The sequence below is a fragment of the Microbacterium mangrovi genome (assembly GCF_000802305.1).
Classification (GTDB): Bacteria; Actinomycetota; Actinomycetes; order Actinomycetales; family Microbacteriaceae; genus Microbacterium; species Microbacterium mangrovi.
Genome location: NZ_JTDK01000018.1, coordinates 138,637 through 155,963, shown reverse-complemented (window position 1 = coordinate 155,963; position 17,327 = coordinate 138,637). Strand labels below are relative to the sequence as shown.

At 70.5% G+C, this 17,327-nt stretch carries 17 protein-coding genes; 7 read left to right on the top strand and 10 right to left on the bottom strand.

Going from position 1 to position 17,327, the window contains the following annotated elements; genetic code table 11:
* Positions 1 to 38: 38 nt before the first annotated feature.
* Together LK09_RS18060 and LK09_RS18055 are read right to left on the bottom strand one after the other, a co-directional pair.
* Positions 39 to 863, bottom strand: a complete 825-nt coding sequence (locus tag LK09_RS18060) for an aldo/keto reductase (protein WP_039402632.1) — start codon at positions 861 to 863, stop codon at positions 39 to 41.
* Between the two features lie 36 nt (positions 864 to 899).
* The gene (locus tag LK09_RS18055) at positions 900 to 2,090 is read right to left on the bottom strand and encodes an MFS transporter (protein ID WP_039402630.1); all 1,191 of its coding nucleotides are present in this window, start codon (positions 2,088 to 2,090) and stop codon (positions 900 to 902) included.
* Positions 2,091 to 2,220: 130 nt separating this feature from the next.
* On the opposite strand from LK09_RS18055, the gene LK09_RS18050 reads away from it, so the two are divergent.
* From LK09_RS18050 to cls, 3 genes are all read left to right on the top strand, one after another.
* Positions 2,221 to 2,670 carry a MarR family winged helix-turn-helix transcriptional regulator gene (locus LK09_RS18050; RefSeq protein WP_039402628.1) on the top strand — a complete coding sequence of 150 codons (450 nt, stop codon included), beginning with the start codon at positions 2,221 to 2,223 and terminating at the stop codon, positions 2,668 to 2,670.
* A 116-nt stretch (positions 2,671 to 2,786) separates the two neighbouring features.
* Positions 2,787 to 3,296, top strand: a complete 510-nt coding sequence (locus LK09_RS18045) for an FHA domain-containing protein (protein WP_082008373.1) — start codon at positions 2,787 to 2,789, stop codon at positions 3,294 to 3,296.
* 42 nt (positions 3,297 to 3,338) lie between these two features.
* Positions 3,339 to 4,811 (top strand): cardiolipin synthase, encoded by a 1,473-nt coding sequence (cls, locus tag LK09_RS18040; protein WP_039402626.1) that lies wholly within the window; start codon positions 3,339 to 3,341, stop codon positions 4,809 to 4,811.
* A gap of 15 nt (positions 4,812 to 4,826) precedes the next feature.
* On the opposite strand, the gene LK09_RS18035 is transcribed toward cls, so the two are convergent.
* From LK09_RS18035 to LK09_RS18010, 6 genes are all read right to left on the bottom strand, one after another.
* Positions 4,827 to 5,795, bottom strand: coding sequence for a DUF389 domain-containing protein (locus tag LK09_RS18035; protein ID WP_052226969.1), 969 nt, complete (start codon positions 5,793 to 5,795; stop codon positions 4,827 to 4,829).
* 47 nt (positions 5,796 to 5,842) lie between these two features.
* A complete protein-coding gene (locus tag LK09_RS18030) occupies positions 5,843 to 6,346 on the bottom strand; it encodes a heat shock protein transcriptional repressor HspR (protein ID WP_052226968.1) in 504 nt (167 codons plus the stop codon).
* A gap of 168 nt (positions 6,347 to 6,514) precedes the next feature.
* Positions 6,515 to 7,498 carry a DnaJ C-terminal domain-containing protein gene (locus tag LK09_RS18025; RefSeq protein WP_039402622.1) on the bottom strand — a complete coding sequence of 328 codons (984 nt, stop codon included), beginning with the start codon at positions 7,496 to 7,498 and terminating at the stop codon, positions 6,515 to 6,517.
* 9 nt (positions 7,499 to 7,507) lie between these two features.
* The gene (locus LK09_RS18020) at positions 7,508 to 8,137 is read right to left on the bottom strand and encodes a nucleotide exchange factor GrpE (RefSeq protein ID WP_039402620.1); all 630 of its coding nucleotides are present in this window, start codon (positions 8,135 to 8,137) and stop codon (positions 7,508 to 7,510) included.
* Positions 8,138 to 8,139: 2 nt separating this feature from the next.
* Positions 8,140 to 10,017, bottom strand: a complete 1,878-nt coding sequence (dnaK, locus tag LK09_RS18015; RefSeq protein WP_039402618.1) for a molecular chaperone DnaK — start codon at positions 10,015 to 10,017, stop codon at positions 8,140 to 8,142.
* 155 nt (positions 10,018 to 10,172) lie between these two features.
* Positions 10,173 to 11,291, bottom strand: a complete 1,119-nt coding sequence (locus LK09_RS18010; RefSeq protein ID WP_039402705.1) for a class I SAM-dependent methyltransferase — start codon at positions 11,289 to 11,291, stop codon at positions 10,173 to 10,175.
* A 150-nt stretch (positions 11,292 to 11,441) separates the two neighbouring features.
* Here LK09_RS18010 and LK09_RS18005 point away from each other — a divergent pair, with 150 nt between their 5' ends.
* The gene (locus tag LK09_RS18005; protein ID WP_156138898.1) at positions 11,442 to 11,684 is read left to right on the top strand and encodes a hypothetical protein; all 243 of its coding nucleotides are present in this window, start codon (positions 11,442 to 11,444) and stop codon (positions 11,682 to 11,684) included.
* Positions 11,685 to 11,719: 35 nt separating this feature from the next.
* Positions 11,720 to 13,042, top strand: a complete 1,323-nt coding sequence (locus LK09_RS18000; protein ID WP_039402614.1) for an MFS transporter — start codon at positions 11,720 to 11,722, stop codon at positions 13,040 to 13,042.
* 6 nt (positions 13,043 to 13,048) lie between these two features.
* Here the strand turns inward: LK09_RS18000 and LK09_RS17995 are convergent, their stop codons facing one another.
* Entirely contained in the window at positions 13,049 to 13,630 is a 582-nt protein-coding gene (locus tag LK09_RS17995) for a MarR family winged helix-turn-helix transcriptional regulator (RefSeq protein WP_231563143.1), read from the bottom strand.
* A 98-nt stretch (positions 13,631 to 13,728) separates the two neighbouring features.
* On the opposite strand from LK09_RS17995, the gene LK09_RS17990 reads away from it, so the two are divergent.
* Both LK09_RS17990 and LK09_RS17985 read left to right on the top strand, forming a co-directional pair.
* Entirely contained in the window at positions 13,729 to 14,262 is a 534-nt protein-coding gene (locus LK09_RS17990) for a hypothetical protein (RefSeq protein WP_052226967.1), read from the top strand.
* Between the two features lie 121 nt (positions 14,263 to 14,383).
* Positions 14,384 to 15,067, top strand: a complete 684-nt coding sequence (locus tag LK09_RS17985; protein ID WP_039402612.1) for a sirohydrochlorin chelatase — start codon at positions 14,384 to 14,386, stop codon at positions 15,065 to 15,067.
* 63 nt (positions 15,068 to 15,130) lie between these two features.
* On the opposite strand, the gene LK09_RS17980 is transcribed toward LK09_RS17985, so the two are convergent.
* Positions 15,131 to 17,176 carry a PKD domain-containing protein gene (locus tag LK09_RS17980; RefSeq protein WP_039402609.1) on the bottom strand — a complete coding sequence of 682 codons (2,046 nt, stop codon included), beginning with the start codon at positions 17,174 to 17,176 and terminating at the stop codon, positions 15,131 to 15,133.
* Between the last annotated feature and the right edge of the window lie 151 nt (positions 17,177 to 17,327).

Below are 17,327 nucleotides of genomic sequence, written 5' to 3'. Positions count from 1 at the left end.
TGCCGGAACCCCGTGCATCCGCCCCGCCGGCATCCCGATCAGCCGTTGAAGCGAGCCGGGTGCGGGCCCGTGCGGCCGTCGCGGTCGAGGCCGTCGATCGCGGCCAGTTCGGTGTCGTCGAGGTCGAAGTCGAAGACGTCGAGGTTCGCCGCGATGCGGGCGGGCGTCACCGACTTGGGGATCACCACGCGGCCCTGCTGCAGGTGCCAGCGCAGCACCACCTGGGCGGGGCTCTTCCCGTGCCGTTCGGCGATCTGCACGATCGCGTCGTCGCCGAGCACGGCACCCTGCGCGAGCGGGCTCCACGCCTCGGTGACGATGCCGCGCGCGGTGTTCGCCGCCTCGACGGCACGGTTGCGCAGCGCCGGATGCAGCTCGACCTGGTTGACGGCCGGCACGACACCGGTCTCGGAGGCGATCGCGTCGAGGTGCTCGGGCTCGAAGTTCGAGACGCCGATGGCGCGCACGCGTCCGTCGGCGTACAGCTTCTCGAGCGCCCGCCAGGTGTCCGGGAAGGTGCCGAGCCCGGGTGCCGGCCAGTGGATCAGGTACAGGTCGAGCACGTCGAGCCCGAGGCGGTCCATCGACGCGTCGAACGCGCGCAGCGCCTGGTCGTACCCGTGGTCGGTGATCCACACCTTCGAGGTGACGAAGATCTCGTCGCGCGGGAGGCCGGAGTCGGCGATCGCGCGGCCGACGCCGGCCTCGTTGCCGTAGAGGGCGGCGGTGTCGATGCTGCGGTAGCCGACCTCGAGGGCGGAGGCCACCGCGGCGGTGGTCTCGTCGTCGGGCACCTGGAAGACGCCGAAGCCGAGCTGGGGCATCGGGATGCCGTTGTTCAGGGTGATGAGGGGGACGGTCATGGGGGTCCTTTCTTGGGGCGGCCGGGAGGATGCCGGTCAGAGGGCGGTGATCGGGCGGGTGGAGGCGGCCGGTTCGCGGCGGGGGGCGCGGGCGGCGGCGGCCACTGCGATCATCACGACGAGGGCGGCGGCGGTGATGGCGGCTCCGATCCAGATCGGTGCCGTGAAACCCAGTCCGGCGGCGATCCCGAGTCCGCCGGCCCAGGCGCCGAGCGCGTTGCCGACGTTGAACGCGCCGATGTTGGCGCCGGAGGCCAGGGTGGGCGCGCCGTCAGCGTACCGCATGATGCGGCTCTGCAGACCGGGCACGGTTCCGAAGCCGAACCCGCCCATGAGCACGAGGATGAGGATGACGGCGGGCTTGGAGCCGGCCAGCATCCCGAACAGCGCGAGCACCACCACGAGCGCGGCGATGAAGGCGATCAGGGTGCCGTCGATCGAGCGGTCGGCGAGGCGCCCGCCGACCCAGTTGCCGACGACGAGGCCGGCGCCGAAGAGCACGAGCAGCCACGGCACCGCCGTCGTCGCGAAGCCGGTGACCTGCGTGAGGGTGTAGGCGATGTACGTGAACGCGCCGAACATGCCGCCATAGGCGAGCACCGTCACCGTGAGCGAGAGCCACACCTGCGCGGACCGGAAGGCGCGCAGCTCCCGCCGCAGGCTCACCGGCTGGGCGGAATCGCGCACGGCGGGGACGAGTGCGGCGATGCCGATGAAGGCGAGGATGCCGATGCCGGCGATCGCCCAGAACGTCGCGCGCCACCCGTACTGCTGCCCGAGGAACGTGCCGAACGGCACCCCGAGGACGTTGGCGGCGGTGAGCCCGGTGAACATGATGGCGATCGCGCGGGCCTTCTTGTCGGGGGCGACGAGTCCGGCGGCGACGACCGATCCGATGCCGAAGAACGCACCGTGGCAGAGCGCGGCGATGACGCGCCCGGTCATCGCGACGCCGTAGTCCTGCGCCATCGCGGTGAGCGCGTTGCCGACGATGAACAGCACCACGAGGCCGAGCAGCACGGGCTTGCGCGGCAGGCGGATCGTGGCGGCCGTGATGCCCAGGGCGCCGACGACGACGCTGAGCGCGTACCCGGAGATGAGCCAGCCGGCCGCGGCCTCGCTGACCCCGAAGTCGGTCGCGACCTCGGGCAGCAGGCCCATGATGACGAACTCCGTGAGTCCGATGCCGAATGCCCCGATGGCGAGGGCGACGAGTCCCAGTGGCATGTGATCGCTCCAGTGGTAAAGTAGTTGCAGACGCGGGATATTGCGTGAGCAGGAACAATCATTGCACACGCAAGTAACCAGCGCAAGCAACTACTTTCGTCCCCGGACGATCCGAGACCAGGAGGCCCCCATGGGCATCGCAGACGACGCCGTCGAGATCCGCGCGCGCGGCTGGCGCACCCTCGCGGCTCTCCACAACCTGATCGAGGCCGAGCTCGAGCGGTCCCTCGGGGCATCCGCGGGCCTGTCCGTCGTGGAGTACACGGTGCTCGACGCCCTCAGCCGCCAGGACGGCTGGCACATGCGGATGCAGCAGCTCGCCCGCGCCACGGCGCTCAGCCCCAGCGCCACCACGCGCCTGGTCACGCGACTCGAAGACCGCGGCCTGCTCACCCGCATCCTGTGCGCCGACGACCGGCGCGGCATCTACACCGAACTCACCCCCGCGGGCCGGGCGCTCTATGACCAGGCGCACCCGGTCAACGACGAGACCCTCGAGCGCGTGCTGGGCGAGGCATCCGCCCAACCCGAACTCGCACCGGTGGTGCACGCGCTGCAGGAGACCGTCGCGGTGGTCTGACCTCGAACGCGCGCAGAACGGGCCCCGGGACCCGAGCCGGAGGGACAATGGAGGGACGCCCGGGGTTCGCCCCGACTCGGGTCAGGGTGCCTCCGGACCGGACCGAGGAGCGCACCATGGACACGCATGGATCCCACACCGAACTCGAGGGCCGCGAACCCGAATCCCGGCACGAGGGCGCCGCGCACGGACCGACGACGACGCACGCACGCTGGGGCGCCGGATCCCCCCGGCTGATCATCACCCGCGACGGCCTGCACGAGACGTTCCTGATCAACGGCGACCACGCCCGCATCGGATCGGCCGCGCACTGCGAACTGCAGCTCAGCGAGATCGAGCCGATGCACGCCGAGATCACGCACGACGAGAACGACGAGTACGTGCTGATCCTGCACGGACCGGCCAGCACCAGCCACGCGCAGGCGCAGATCCCGTCGCTGCACGTGCTCGGCGAGGTGCTGCGCAGCGGTGCGCAGATCGTGATGGGCCCGTGGCGGCTGGTGTTCGAGCGCGACGAGTTCGCCGACCACGGCCGCCCGTACGGAGGCCGCGCCGGCGGCGAGGGGGCACTCGACCCGGAGCAGCCGCCCCGACCCGACTATCGCGGGCATCAGTCCGCCGCGTAGCGGTGCGTGAGAGGCGCCTCATGTACCCCTAGTGTTTCGGGTATGGATTCGCTTCTGCTGTCGAACCTGTCCTGGGGTCTCGCCTGGCTCATCGTCGTCGTGATCGACATCGTCGCCCTGATCTACATCCCGCGCGACCGCAAGCCGACCGCGGCCATGGCCTGGCTGCTGCTGATCTTCATCCTGCCGATCTTCGGGGTGCTGATCTATCTGCTGATCGGCAACTTCCGGCTGCCGGCGAAGCGGCGCGACGAGCAGGCGCGCATCAACGGCCTGATCCGGGAGCAGGTGACGCCGGCCGAGGAGCGTGCCCTCGACGACCCCGCCGAGCCGCGCTGGTTCCGCCGGGTCATCCAGCAGAACGAGACGCTCACCAGCCTGCCGGCCGTCACCGGCAACGGCGCGACGCTGCTGCCCGACTACCAGGCATCCATCGACGCCATGGCGGCCGCCGTGGACGAGGCGACCGCGTGGGTGCACGTCGAATTCTTCATCGTCGCCTGGGACGACACCACGCGCGGCTTCTTCTCCGCGATGGAGCGCGCCGTGAAGCGCGGCGTGTCGGTGCGCCTGCTGGCCGACCACATCTCCTCGAAGAAGGTGAAGGACTCCGACAAGACCTTCGCCGAACTGGACCGGATCGGCGTGAAGTGGTCGTGGATGCTGCCCGTGCAGCCCTTCAAGGGCAAGTACCAGCGCCCCGACCTGCGCAACCACCGCAAGCTCGTCGTCGTCGACGGCCGGGTCGCGTTCATGGGGTCGCAGAACCTCATCTCGCGCGACTACGACTCCCCGAAGAACATCAAGCGCGGCCTCATGTGGCAGGAGCTCGTCACCCGGCTCGACGGTCCGATCGTCGCCGCGGTGAACGTGGTGTTCCTGTCGGACTGGCTGATCGAGACCGGCGAGGACCTGTCCACGACCGAGCATCTCCCGGTGGCCGCGCTGACGCCCGCGGCGGAGAACCTCACCTGCCAGCTCGTGCCGTCCGGCCCCGCGTACGAGACCGAGAACAACCTGCGGCTGTTCCTCTCGCTCATCCACGGCGCCACCGAGCGGGTCATCCTCACGAGCCCGTACTTCGTGCCCGACGAGGCCATGGTCTACGCCATCACGACCGCGTGCCAGCGGGGGCTGGACGTGCAGCTGTTCGTGTCCGAGATCGGCGATCAGGGTCTCGTCTACCACGCGCAGCGGTCGTACTACGAGACGCTGCTGAAGGCGGGCGTGCGGATCTTCCTGTACCCGGCGCCCTACATCCTGCACTCGAAGCACTTCTCGATCGACGACGACATCGCCGTGATCGGATCCAGCAACATGGACATCCGCTCGTTCAGCCTCAACTCCGAGATGTCGCTGATGGTGCGCGGGGAATCGTTCGTCGCCGCCATGCGCGCGGTCGAGCAGGACTACCGGGATGCCGGCCGCGAACTCACCCTGGAGCAGTGGAAGAACGAGCCCGCCAAGGCCACCTTCCTCGACGGCCTGGCCCGGCTCACGTCCGCGCTGAACTGAGGCGGTCGAGCCGGTTCAGTCGCCGAGCTTCTGAACCACGGCGGGGACGAACTCGACGGTGATGTCCGCGGGGTCGACGCCCTGCTGCTCGAGCGCCGTCTCGAGATCGGACGTGTCGGGAATCGGCTCGGGGCCGGTAAGGCGCACCACGGCATCCGGCCCGTTCGTGGTGATCGACGCGACCTGCCACCCGTGCGCTTGCGCCCACGGGTCGGCGGCCGTGTGGATGTCGCTCTCGAGCACCGACTGCTGAGTGACGCGCAGCGAGGTGGAGACCAGCGGGATGCCGATGATCACCAGTGTGATCACGATGAACACGATCGCGCGCGGGCGCCGACGGGCCAGCGTGCTCTCGTCGAGTTTGTCGACCCCCGGCCCCACGCGGTACGCGGCGAGGATCACGACCCCGGTGGCGAGGATCGCGGTCACGTTGGTGACGAACAGCAGCAGCGCGCCGAGCGCCTGATCCCACGCCTGCGACTGCAGGGTGAGGCCGACGACGCACAGCGGCGGCACGAGCGATATTGCGATCGCGACGCCGGGGAGAGTGTCGGAGATGTCCTTGCGCACGAGGGCGACCGCTCCCACCGCGCCGGTCGCGAGGGCGGCGACCAGGCTGATCAGATCCGGCGACACGCGCTGGGCGACCTGGGGGTTGTTCGCCGCGACGACCGGTGAGGGGTCGACGAGCCCCATCGCGTAGCCGACCGCGACGGCGGCCAGCGCGCCGGTGACGACCAGCATCCACGACCACAGGAGGTTGCGCCGGTCGCCGAGCACCGTGGCCAGCACGATGCCGAGGATCGGAGTCATCAGCGGTGCGACGATCATCGCACCGATCACGGTCGCGTCCGAGTCGCCGATGACCCCGGCGCTCGCGATGACGGCGGCGAGGGGCAGCAGAATCCAGAACCGGCTCAGCCGCGTGCGCTGCTCGTCGCCCTCGAAGAAGACCGCGTCGCGCATGTCCGTGACGGTGTTCATCCTGCCCCTCCCCATGGGTCCCCCGAGGGCAGGCTAGCGTGACCGGGTCAGGATGCGTCGGAGGACGGCGTCTGGGAGGTTTCGGGTGGGGTTGCGGATGCCTCGGTGGCATCCCCGCCCGGGAGGGCCCGCGGCTGCCAGAGCACCACCTCGCGGGTGCGGCGCAGGCGGGTGCCGCGGCGCAGCGAGATCACCGAACCGCTGGACTCCGCCGCGAACACGCGGGATCCGGGCCGATTCTCGACCTCGACGCGCATCTGCATCTCCAGGGTCTGCACGCGCACGTGGAGTTCGCGCACCCGGTCTTCGAGCTCGATGATGCGCGCGATCGCCGGCAGGCTCATGCCGTCGGCCGACATGCGCGCGACCTCGCGCAGCTGGTGGACGTGCCGCAGCGAGTATCGTCGCGACCCGCCCTGCGTCCGCGCCGGGACCACGAGCCCGAGCCGGTCGTACTGGCGCAGGGTCTGCGGATGCATTCCGGCCAGTTCGGCCGCGGCCGCGATCGCGAGGATCGGGGCCTCCTGGTCCAGCTCATCGCCGTCGATCATTCGGACCCACCCCTTTCTTCTCTCCCATATTCTCGCGCGGCCGGCCGCCTCACCGTCCGAGGCTGGAGGCGAAGGTCTGGATGGCTCTCCTGAGCATTGGGGTAGGGGCCCCACTCTGCGAAGGAGAGGCATCCAGACCGCAGCCGGTCGCCACGCACCCGAGGCGTGTCAGCCGCGCGCCTTCGCCATCAGCTCGGCGCGCGGGTTCTCCTTGGGCTCGACCTCCCGGAATCGCTCCAGGGCCTCCTTGGCGCGCTCGTCGAGGTGCGCCGGCACGGCGACCTCGACCTCGGCCAGCAGGTCGCCGGTGCCCTTGGCGGTCTCGACGCCGCGGCCCTTGACCCGCAGCACGCGACCGGACGGAGTGCCCGGGGCGACGCGCAGCTTGACGGGGGCGCCGCCGAGCGTGGGCACCTCGATGGTGGCGCCCAGCGCCGCCTCGGTGAAGGTGACCGGCACCGTCACCCGGAGGTTCAGCCCGTCTCGGGTGAACACCGGATGCGGCCGCACCGTGACCTGCACGACGATGTCGCCGGCCTGGCCGCCGTCAGGCGAGGGATGCCCCTTGCCGCGCAGCCGGATCTTCTGGCCGTCGGTGACGCCGGCGGGGATCTTCACCTTCATGGGCTTGCCGGTGGCGCCCTGCAGGGTCATCGTCTCGCCTCTGGTGGCGTCGATGAAGTCCAGCGTCACCGTGGCGGTGACATCCTGACCCCGGGTCGGGCCGCCGTACCCGCGGAAGCCGCCGGAGGGCTGACCGAACCGGCCGGAGCCGAAGCTGCCGCCCTGCTGGTTGAACATCGCGAAGATGTCGTCCATGTTGGCCTGGCCGCCACGGCCGCCGCCGCCGAACATGCCCGAGAAGACGTCGTCGAATCCGCCCTGGCCGGCGCCGCCCGCGGTGAAGCGGGCGCCGCCGCCCATGGCTCGGACCTGGTCGTATTCGGCGCGCTCCTCTTTGTCGGAGAGCACCGCGTACGCCTCGCTGATCTCTTTGAAGCGCGCCTCGGCCGCCGCGTCACCCTGGTTGGAGTCCGGGTGGTACTGGCGTGCGAGCTTGCGGTAGGCCTTCTTCAGGTCCGCGTCGCTCACGGACTTGTCGACCCCGAGGATCTTGTAGAAGTCCTTGTCGAACCAGTCCTGGCTGGCCATAGGCTCTCCTTACTCCGCGGGAACCGCGACGACGACCTTGGCGGGACGCAGCTCGACGGAGCCGAGCCGGTACCCCGGCTCGACGACCTCGAGGATCGTCGCCTCGGACACGGCCGGGTTCGGCACCTGCACGATCGCCTCGTGCTGCTGCGGGTCGAAGGCCTCGCCGGGGGCCCCGTAGCTGACGACGCCCATGTGGCCGGTCACGCCCCGGAGCTTCTCGGCGATGGCCGCGAAGGCGCTGCCCTCTTCGAGGTCGCCGTGCTTCTCGGCACGATCGAGGTCGTCGAGCACCGGCAGCAGGGCCTTGATCGCCGTGCCCTTGGCGCGGTCGATCTCGACGGCGCGCTGCTCCTCGGTGCGACGCCGGTAGTTGGCGTACTCCGCCTGCAGGCGCTTGAGGTCGTTGAGCAGCTGCGTCTCGAGGTCGGCGATCGCGGCATCCTCGGCGTCCTCCGCCGCGGCATCCGCGGTCTGGGCCGCGCCCAGGATGTCGTCGACCGTCAACTCGTCGTCGCCGGATGCTGCGGCATCCTGCCCGTCCTGCGGCGCAGGGCCGGAGGCATTCGCCTCCGACCCTTCGCCCGGACGGACCTCGTCGTCACCCGGTTCGGGGGTGTTCTCGAAGTCCTTCGCCATGATTACTTCGCCTGCCCTGAACCCGTCGAAGGGTCTTCCTCGTCGTCGATGACCTCGGCGTCGACGACATCCTCGTCGGATGCCGGGTCGGCTCCGGCCGCGGCGTCTGCCGGAGCCTCCGGAGCGGCCTGGTTCGCGGCGTAGATCGCCTCGCCCAGCTTGCCCTGGCTCTGGTTCAGCTTGTCGAACGCGGTCTTGACCGTGGCGTCGTCGTCACCGGCGAGCGCGGTCTTGAGCGCGTCGACGTCGGCCTGCACCTCGGACTTGACGTCGGCGGGGAGCTTGTCGTCGTTCTCCTTGATGAGCTTGTCGATCGAGTACGAGAGCGTCTCGGCCTGGTTGCGCACCTCGGCGGCCTCACGACGCGCCTTGTCTTCGGCGGCGTGCTCCTCGGCCTCGCGCATCATGCGCTCGATGTCCTCCTTGGGCAGCGACGAGCCGCCCGTGATGGTCATCGACTGCTCCTTGCCAGTGCCCTTGTCCTTCGCGGACACGTGCACGATGCCGTTGGCGTCGATGTCGAAGGTGACCTCGATCTGCGGGATGCCGCGCGGAGCCGGCGCGATGCCGGTCAGCTCGAACGTGCCCAGCGGCTTGTTGTCGCGGGTGAAGTCGCGCTCGCCCTGGAACACCTGGATCGCGACGGACGGCTGGTTGTCGTCGGCCGTGGTGAAGGTCTCGCTGCGCTTGGTCGGGATGGCCGTGTTGCGCTCGATGAGCTTGGTCATGATGCCGCCCTTGGTCTCGATGCCGAGGCTCAGCGGGGTGACGTCGATGAGCAGCACGTCCGTGCGCTCGCGGTTGAGCACGCCGGCCTGCAGCGCGGCGCCGACGGCGACGACCTCGTCCGGGTTGACGCCCTTGTTGGCCTCCTTGCCGGTCTCGGCCTTGACGAGCTCGGCGACGGCGGGCATGCGCGTCGAGCCACCGACGAGCACCACGTGGTCGATGTCGGACACCTTGATGCCGGCCTCGCGGATGACGTCCGCGAACGGCTTCTTGGTGCGGTCGAGGAGGTCCTTGGTGAGCTCTTCGAACTTGGCGCGCGTGATGGTCTCGGACAGCGACACCGGGCCGCTGTCGGTGAGCGACAGGTACGGCAGGTTCACGCTCGTGGACATGGAGCTGGAGAGCTCCTTCTTCGCCTGCTCGGCGGCCTCCTTGAGGCGCTGCAGGGCGATCTTGTCACCCGAGACGTCGACACCGGTGGTGTCCTTGAACTGCTTGATGAGGTAGTCGACGATGCGCTGGTCCCAGTCGTCGCCGCCGAGGCGGTTGTCACCGGCGGTGGCGCGCACCTGGATGGTGGAGAAGTCGTCGTCCTTGCCCACCTCGAGGAGGGACACGTCGAACGTGCCGCCACCGAGGTCGAAGACCAGGATGAGCTCGTCTTCCTTGCCCTTGTCGAGGCCGTAGGCCAGGGCCGCGGCGGTGGGCTCGTTGATGATGCGCAGCACCTTCAGGCCCGCGATCTCGCCGGCCTCCTTGGTGGCCTGACGCTCGGCGTCGTTGAAGTACGCCGGGACGGTGATGACGGCGTCGGTGACGGTGTCGCCGAGGTACTGCTCGGCGTCGCGCTTGAGCTTCTGCAGGATGCGGGCCGAGATCTCCTGCGGCGTGTAGGCCTTGCCGTCGATCTCCTGGGTCTTCCAGTCGGTGCCCATGTGGCGCTTGACCGACGAGATCGTGCGGTCGACGTTGGTGACGGCCTGGCGCTTGGCGGTCTCGCCGACGAGCACCTCGCCGTCCTTCGTGAAGGCGACCACCGAGGGGGTGGTGCGGAAGCCTTCTGCGTTCGCGATGACCGTGGGCTCGCCGCCCTCGAGCACTGCGACGACCGAGTTGGTGGTACCGAGGTCGATGCCAACAGCACGTGCCATGTTGTGTCCTCTTTCCATAGGGGTAGATGAAGTCTGTGGATCGGGGCGGAACCTTCATCGAAGGGTTGAGCCCTGATGACTCAACTGTACTCTCGCCCCTCAGGCGTGTCAAATGAAGTTGAGTGCGGTGGACTCAACTTTGAACGAGGCGGCACTCAGCGGCGGCGAGCGGATGCCGTCACGGTGAACGTGCGGTTGCGGGCGATCTGCCGCGTCGGCCCGACGATCCGCTCCAGCTGCGGGCGGTACTGCAGGTGGGAGTTCCACACGCACCAGAGCTCTCCACCCGGGCGCAGGACGCGGGCCGCATCCGCGAAGAGCTTGAGTGCGATGCCGGTGTGCACGGCCGCGCCGATGTGGAACGGCGGATTGAGCACGATGAGGTCGGCCGAGGCATCCGCGACCGCGCCGAGCCCGTCGTCGCGCGCCACCGCGACCGCGACCCCGTTGGCCTCTGCGGTGAGGCGGGCGGACGCCACCGCCGCCGCCGACTGGTCGGTCCCCCGCACATGCGCCTGCGGGCGGGATCGGGCCAGGGATGCCGCGATGACGCCGGTCCCGCAGCCCAGATCGATGATGTCGCGGGCATCCGGCACGGCGTCAGCGAGCAGGGGAAGCAAGAACCGGGTGCCGACGTCGACCGTCGCCCCGGCGAAGGCGGCGCCGTGCGCGACCACCGTGAGCCCGGTGGTCGGATCGACGCGGGATGCCGGCCACTCCGGAGGGGCCGACGCCTCCGCGGGCAGCACGTCGCGGGCGATCAGCACGCGGGCCTTCTGCCGGGCATGCGACACGTCGAGCCGGGCGAACCGGCGTCGCAGCACGTCGTTCATCGCCGGGGTCATGTGCTTGACCATGCCTCCGGCGACCACCACGACCTCGGGCGCCGCCCAGCGCGCGAGGTCCGCGGCGATCTCGTCGAGGGCGTCCAGCGACCGGGGCAGGCGCAGCAGCACCAACTGCACGTCCGCGAGAAGTCCGGCCTCCAGCTCGAACGAGGCGTACGCGTCCGAGAGCCCGGCGTCCGCGGCGTTCGCGGCGAGGGCGCGCTCCCCCACCAGGCCGTCCTGGTGGGTGCGCACCGGGAGGCCCCACCGGGTTGCGGCACCGAGCGTCAGCGCGCCGTACGCGTCTCCGATCACGGCGACCGCGCCGGATGCCGGGCGCCCGGCATCCGCCTCGTCGAGGATCAGCCGGTCGGCGGCATCCACCGCGTGCAGATTCGGCGCCTCCACATCGGGATGCCGCGACAGCCGGGCGAAGTCGAACTCCATCCCTTCACGGTAGGCGTTCTCGGCGCGCCGTTCGTACACCCTCTGGCCGAACTCGCGTTCGGCCGATATGCTCGTGCCGCGCGGCGTTCCCGGCCGCCACACCCCCGAATCACGCCGATCGTCCCCCGCGATCTTCGTCCGAGGAATCCCATGCCTCAACCCCACTCGGTGCACGTCGTGCCGCCCCGCACGAGCAGTGCGCAGCGTCGCCTCACACTCGCCATCTGCCTCGTCATCGTCACCCTCATGGCCGCGATCAGCCTCATCGGAGTGATGACCGTGGCGACCATCGCCGACAGATCGAGCGCCGAGGTCGCCGTCACGGCATCCCCCGCCCCCGCGCACCAGGTCACCGAGACCGCGAAGCGCACCGTGATGATCGTCGCTGTCTGACGCGCGATGAACCCGCTCCGCGCTACGGTGGGCGCATGACGGACGCCGTGCCCGCAGCACCCTCCTCCTCGGCCGGGCCCGCGACCCGCACCCCGCGCTGGCCGGTGGTCGCCTGGGGCCTCTGGGACTGGGGCTCGGCGGCGTTCAACGCCGTCGCGACGACGTTCGTCTTCACCGTGTACCTGACGAGCTCGTCGTTCGGCCCGAAGAGCGCGACGACGGTGGCGCTGTCGAACGCGCTGCTCGTCGCCGGGCTGGTGGTGCTCGTGATCGCACCCATCACCGGGCAGCGGGCGGATGCCTCGGCCCGCCGCAAGCTGTGGCTCGCGATCAACACGGGCGTCGTGGTGCTGTGTCTCGCGCTCATGTCGCTGGTGAAGGCGGATGCCGCGTTCCTGTGGCTGGGCCTCGGCCTGCTGGCCGTGGGCACGGTGTTCTACGAGCTGGCCGCGGTCAACTACAACGCCATGCTCGCGCAGGTGTCGACGCCGAAGTCCGTCGGCAAGGTGTCCGGCTTCGGCTGGGGCATGGGATACCTCGGTGGCATCGTGCTGCTGCTGATCGTGTACTTCGGCTTCATCCACCCGGACGTGGGACTGTTCGGCGTGACGTCGACCGACGGCTGGTCTGTTCGGGTCGCGATGCTCATCGCGGCCGTGTGGTTCGCGCTGTCGGCGCTGCCGGTGCTGTTCGCCGTGCCCGAGAACACCGGGCTGCCGGGACGCGCCAAGGTCGGGCTCGTCGGCTCGTACCGCGTGCTCGGACAGGATGTCGCGCGCCTGTGGCGGGTGAACCGGCACACCGTGTACTTCCTCATCTCCAGCGCGGTGTTCCGCGACGGCCTCACCGGCGTCTTCACGTTCGGCGGGGTGCTCGCGGCCAGCACGTTCGGGTTCAGCGCGGGCCAGGTGATCATCTTCGCGATCGCCGCCAACGTGGTCGCCGGGATCGCGACGATCGCGAGCGGACCGCTCGATGACCGCGTCGGCCCGAAGCCGCTCATCATCGTCTCGCTCGCGGGCCTCATCGTCAGCGGAACGATGGTGTTCCTCTTCCACGACGGCGGCCAGACCGTGTTCTGGATCTTCGGCCTGATCCTGTGCCTGTTCGTCGGGCCCGCCCAGTCGGCCTCGCGCACGTTCCTGGCCCGGCTCATCCCCGCCGGGCGCGAGGGCGAGGTCTTCGGGCTCTACGCGACCACGGGTCGCGCCGCGACGTTCCTGGCGCCGGCCGCGTTCGGGATCATGGTGACGATCGGCGGCGAGCCGTACTGGGGCATCCTCGGCATCGTGTTCGTGCTGGCTGCGGGTCTTGCGCTGCTCATCCCGGTGAAGTCCGCCCAGCCCGCGGTCTCCTGACCCGGTTCAGCGAGGCCAGGCGGCGGCGAGCTTCGCGAGCAGACGGGCGAGGTCGGCGCGCTCGTCGGCGGTGAACGACTCCAGGGCGGTGGCCACGGCATCCCGCCGGAATCCGCGGAAGCGCTGCACGATCTGGCGTCCCGTCTCGGTGAGGGCGACCCGCGTGCGGCGGGCATCCTCCGGATCGGCCTGCCGTTCGACGAGTCCGTGCGCGACGCCCTCCTGCACGAGCCGGGATGCCCGCGGCTGATCGACCTCGAGCGATTCGGCGAGCTCCCCCACGGTGAGGGGTCCGGATGCCGCGGCGAGCACGTCGAGCAGCCGGAACCGGGCGAGCCCCGCGGCCCGGCCGTGCATCTTCTGCGCGAACGGCGGCGGCTGGTGGCCGTGGTGCGGACCCTCGGGCCCGGGGCCGTGCATCCACGGCGGGCCGCCCCATCCCCGACCGCCGCCGTGCGAGCCGTCGGGGCCGGACTCGCCCTCGGGGCGCGGGCCGCGTGCCCACGGCGGGCGGCCGCCGCGCATGCGCGAGAGGGCGTCCGCGATGCGGTCGACGTCGTCCGGGAACTCCGGGGGTGTGTTCGCCATGAGAGAAATTTTACATGCAGGTTGACATGCATCACAATCCATGTCATTCTGCATATACATGCGGTTTGACATACAAATCGCCCACGAGAGGATTGTCCATGACAGACACCGACACGCCGGAGGACTCCGGCAGCACCACACCCGAAGAACGAACCCTCGCCGACTGGATGCGCATCACGCAGCGTGCGTTCATGCGCAAGGTCGCCGAGGAGATCGGCGACGAGGGCATCGACATGCGCGCCGCCATGGCCGCCAAGTTCCACGGGCACCCCAGCCCCGAGGCCGACAAGCTCGCCGCCGCCGTGAAGGCGGTTCAGGATCAGGCCACGGCCTCCGTCCCGGCCGACGACCTCGCCGCCACCCTGCGCACGCTCGAGACCATCGCTCGTGAGCTCGGATGGGACGAGAGCCAGACCGGTCGCGGCTTCGGACCGGGGCGCGGCTTCGGCCCGGGATTCGGTCCCGGTCGCGGACCCTGGGGTCCGTGGGGCGGCTGGGGCTTCGATCCGCGCCGCCACCACGGCCACCGCGGTCACCGCGGCGATGGGGACCACCCCAAGCGCGAGCGCGCGTACGAGCGCGGCTTCGAGGCCGGCTTCGACGCCGCCCAGCGCCGCAACCCCGCCGCCTGAACGAGGGCGACACATCGAACGAGGGTCGGATGCCGGGCATCCGGCCCTCGTTTCGTCGATTCGCCTCGTTCCGAGCGGAATGAGGGACCCGGCATCCCGCGTCGCACGGCAGAATGGCGGCATGCCGCAACCTGCCTTCATCGCGATCTCGCACGGGACCTCGTCCGACGAGGGGCGGCTCGCCGTCTCCCGGCTCTTCGACGCGGTCGCCGATCGCCTGCCCGGCGTCGAGGTGTACCTCGGTCATGTCGACGTGCAGGAGCCGGATGTCGCAACCACCCTGGAGGCCGCCGAGGGTCCGGCCGTGATCGTGCCGCTGCTGCTGTCGGCCGGCTACCACGTGCGGGTCGACCTGCAGCGCGCGATCCGCGACCGCGACGACGTCGTGATCGCCGCGGCGATGGGTCCGGATGCCCGGCTCGCCGAGGTCCTCGCCGAGCGGCTGGGTCCGCTCGAACCGGAGCAGCGCGTGGTGCTCGCCGTCGCGGGATCCAGCGACGAGCGCGCCAACGACGACTGCCGGGCGGCCGCGAAGCTGCTGGCCGACGTGCTCGGGCGCGACGTCACGGTCGGATTCCTCGCCGCCGCGGAGCCCCGGCTGGATGCCGCGGTGGCGGAGGCCGCCCGCGACGGCGACGTCGTGGTCGCGAACTACCTGCTCGCCCCGGGCTACTTCCACGACCTCGCCGTGGAGCTCGCCGCCGGGCACCGGGTCGCGGACCCGCTGCTGCTGCCGGACGACGCGCCGCCGGCATCCCTCGTCGAGCTCGTCGTCGACCGCTACGAGGCGGCCGCGTCCGCCTGATCCGCGACGACGGACAGCACCCGGCCCCGCGCCGCCGGGCGACGCGGGGCCGGTGCGCTCAGCTCACTTCTTGTTGAGTGCGAACTGACCCGAGAACGAAGCCGACTGGTACTTCCCGGTCTGCCCGGCGAAGCTCGCCGTCAGCGGGTAGTACGCGGGCTTCTGGGTGAGGGTGATGGATGCCGCGGCGACGCCGCTCGCATTCGTCGAGGCCGTCACCTGCTGACTGCCGATCGCGAACACGATCGTCTGGCCGACGAGCGCCCGCCCCTGCGAGTCGACGAGCGTCGCCGACACCGCGACCGGCTTGTTCGGAGCCCCCTTCAGACCACCCGTGTAGGTGAGGGTCGTCTGGTCGGCGCCGATCTGCAGCGGCTCGGCGGCCGGGGCATCCGCGTCGTACTTCGCAGACCCGGCGTATGCCACCGCGATGGTGTGCGCACCGGCGAGCACCTGCGGGGAGTACCCGAGGGAGGCGTGGCCGGCGGCATCCGTCGTGGCCGTTCCGACGACCGCGCCGTCGACGCTGAACGCCATCGGCGCGCCCGCGACCGGGGCGCCGAACTCGTCGACGAGCGATCCCGTGAGCGTCATCGGCACGTTGTAGCGCCCGCTGTTCGGCCCGGTGTACGACGCCGTCGTGTCGTGCGCGCGCACGTGCACGGTGAACGACTTCGTCGTGGCGCCGCCGTCCTTGTCGGCGACGGTCACCGTCGGGGTGCGGTCACCGGGGCTCGCCCACTGGTGCGTGGCCGAGGTGCCGCCGTTCGCGATGGAGTCGCCGTCGTCGAAGTTCCACGCGTACGTGAGCGTCGACTGGTCGGCCGAACCCGGATCCACGGCCTGGGCCTGCAGCGTCAGCGGCTTGCCCCACGGCACGGTGACGGGCGCTCCCGGGATGACCGTCACGTTCGGCGCCGCATTGGCGACCTGCACCGTGAAGTCCTGCCGGTCGGTGAGCCCGGTCGTGTCGGTCACGACCACCTGCCCGGTGTAGGTGCCGTTGTCGGAATAGACGTGCTGCGGCGAGGCGGTGTGCCCCGGCCCGCTGCCGTCGCCGAAGTCCCAGCTGTAGGTCGCCCCCGCGGCGCAGGGACCTGTGGCACTGGTCTGGAACGACACCGGAGATCCCTCGACCGCGTTCGGCGAGATGGTCACCGCGCCGAGCTGCGGCGGGATGTTGTTCGCCTTCACTGCGCCGAGGTTGAGTGTGTCGCCGTCACCGGTCATCGCGATCGACGAGTCGGAGTGCGCGATGGTGGTGGTTCCGGTGTAGAGGTCGGTCGCGATCCCGGGGGTCACGGTGACGGGGTTGGGCAGATAGATGCCGACCGTCAGCGCGAGGTTGGTGTCGACGTGGATGCCCGGGTTCGCCGTCAGGCCTCCGTGCGCATACGCGACGGTGTCGCCCGCGGGCACGCGGCATCCGATCGACAGCGGGTCGGTCTGCGGGCTCTCGCCGAGTGCAAGATCGGAGCTGCCGAGGTCGATGCTCGAGGAGGTCGTCGCGGTGCGGTGCGTCGCGAGCGCCTGAGGATCGATGGTCACCTCGGACTGCAGGCTGCCGTCCACATACGGGAGGCCGACGCCGAGCCACTCGCCGGGATCCAGGATGCCGACGCTCCCGCTCTCGAGATGGCACGTGTACGACGTGCTGTCCGCGCGCAGATCGCACGGCCCGGTGGCGGTGAGCGTCTTGGTGAAGCTCGCATCCACGTCGCCGAAGGGGTCGCCCGAGTGCAGCGTGAGGGTCGCGTGGACCTGGTAGTCGATGCTGAGCGTGCCGGTCGCCGTGCGCTGGTACGCGACGGACGGGTCGACGGAGCGCCCCTGCCGGACGAGGTCCGGGTTCCAGTCGACCGAGACGGCCGCCGGCTGACTCCAGTGCGCGGTGGCGGAGACCCCGGCCGACCCCGACAGGGTCGACGTGTTGAACTGCTCGGTCTCCTGGCCGATCAGCTGGTCTCCGCTGATCGTGATCGGGGTGCCCCCGGTGTCCGCCATCGCGGGCGCGGCCGCGATGACGGTGCCCGCGCCGATGAGGGCGAGGGTGGCGATTCCCGCACCCAGCCGCGTGGCGCGGCGGGAGTGCGGCGTTGTCGTTCGCATGTCTCCTCCTGGAGGTCAGGACCGCGCTGCCGCGCGGCGCGTGGGTGCGCGATGCAACCCACGCCCCTCAGGAGTGAAGCTGGACGCTTCCTGATACGTCGTCGAGGAACCGCTGAGTCGGCGGGCGCCGGCGCCGGGTCGCGGCATCCGG

Coding starts and splice junctions, on each gene's coding strand:
- LK09_RS18055 (WP_039402630.1), bottom strand. CDS start 2,090: ATGCCACTGGGACTCGTCGCCCTCGCCATCGGGGCATTCGGCATCGGA.
- dnaK (WP_039402618.1), bottom strand. CDS start 10,017: ATGGCACGTGCTGTTGGCATCGACCTCGGTACCACCAACTCGGTCGTC.
- LK09_RS18005 (WP_156138898.1), top strand. CDS start 11,442: ATGCCTCAACCCCACTCGGTGCACGTCGTGCCGCCCCGCACGAGCAGT.
- LK09_RS18060 (WP_039402632.1), bottom strand. CDS start 863: ATGACCGTCCCCCTCATCACCCTGAACAACGGCATCCCGATGCCCCAG.
- LK09_RS18025 (WP_039402622.1), bottom strand. CDS start 7,498: ATGGCCAGCCAGGACTGGTTCGACAAGGACTTCTACAAGATCCTCGGG.
- LK09_RS17990 (WP_052226967.1), top strand. CDS start 13,729: ATGACAGACACCGACACGCCGGAGGACTCCGGCAGCACCACACCCGAA.
- LK09_RS18045 (WP_082008373.1), top strand. CDS start 2,787: ATGGACACGCATGGATCCCACACCGAACTCGAGGGCCGCGAACCCGAA.
- LK09_RS17985 (WP_039402612.1), top strand. CDS start 14,384: ATGCCGCAACCTGCCTTCATCGCGATCTCGCACGGGACCTCGTCCGAC.
- LK09_RS18030 (WP_052226968.1), bottom strand. CDS start 6,346: ATGATCGACGGCGATGAGCTGGACCAGGAGGCCCCGATCCTCGCGATC.
- LK09_RS18020 (WP_039402620.1), bottom strand. CDS start 8,137: ATGGCGAAGGACTTCGAGAACACCCCCGAACCGGGTGACGACGAGGTC.
- LK09_RS18050 (WP_039402628.1), top strand. CDS start 2,221: ATGGGCATCGCAGACGACGCCGTCGAGATCCGCGCGCGCGGCTGGCGC.
- LK09_RS17995 (WP_231563143.1), bottom strand. CDS start 13,630: ATGGCGAACACACCCCCGGAGTTCCCGGACGACGTCGACCGCATCGCG.
- LK09_RS18000 (WP_039402614.1), top strand. CDS start 11,720: ATGACGGACGCCGTGCCCGCAGCACCCTCCTCCTCGGCCGGGCCCGCG.
- LK09_RS18010 (WP_039402705.1), bottom strand. CDS start 11,291: ATGGAGTTCGACTTCGCCCGGCTGTCGCGGCATCCCGATGTGGAGGCG.
- LK09_RS18035 (WP_052226969.1), bottom strand. CDS start 5,795: ATGAACACCGTCACGGACATGCGCGACGCGGTCTTCTTCGAGGGCGAC.
- LK09_RS17980 (WP_039402609.1), bottom strand. CDS start 17,176: ATGCGAACGACAACGCCGCACTCCCGCCGCGCCACGCGGCTGGGTGCG.
- cls (WP_039402626.1), top strand. CDS start 3,339: ATGGATTCGCTTCTGCTGTCGAACCTGTCCTGGGGTCTCGCCTGGCTC.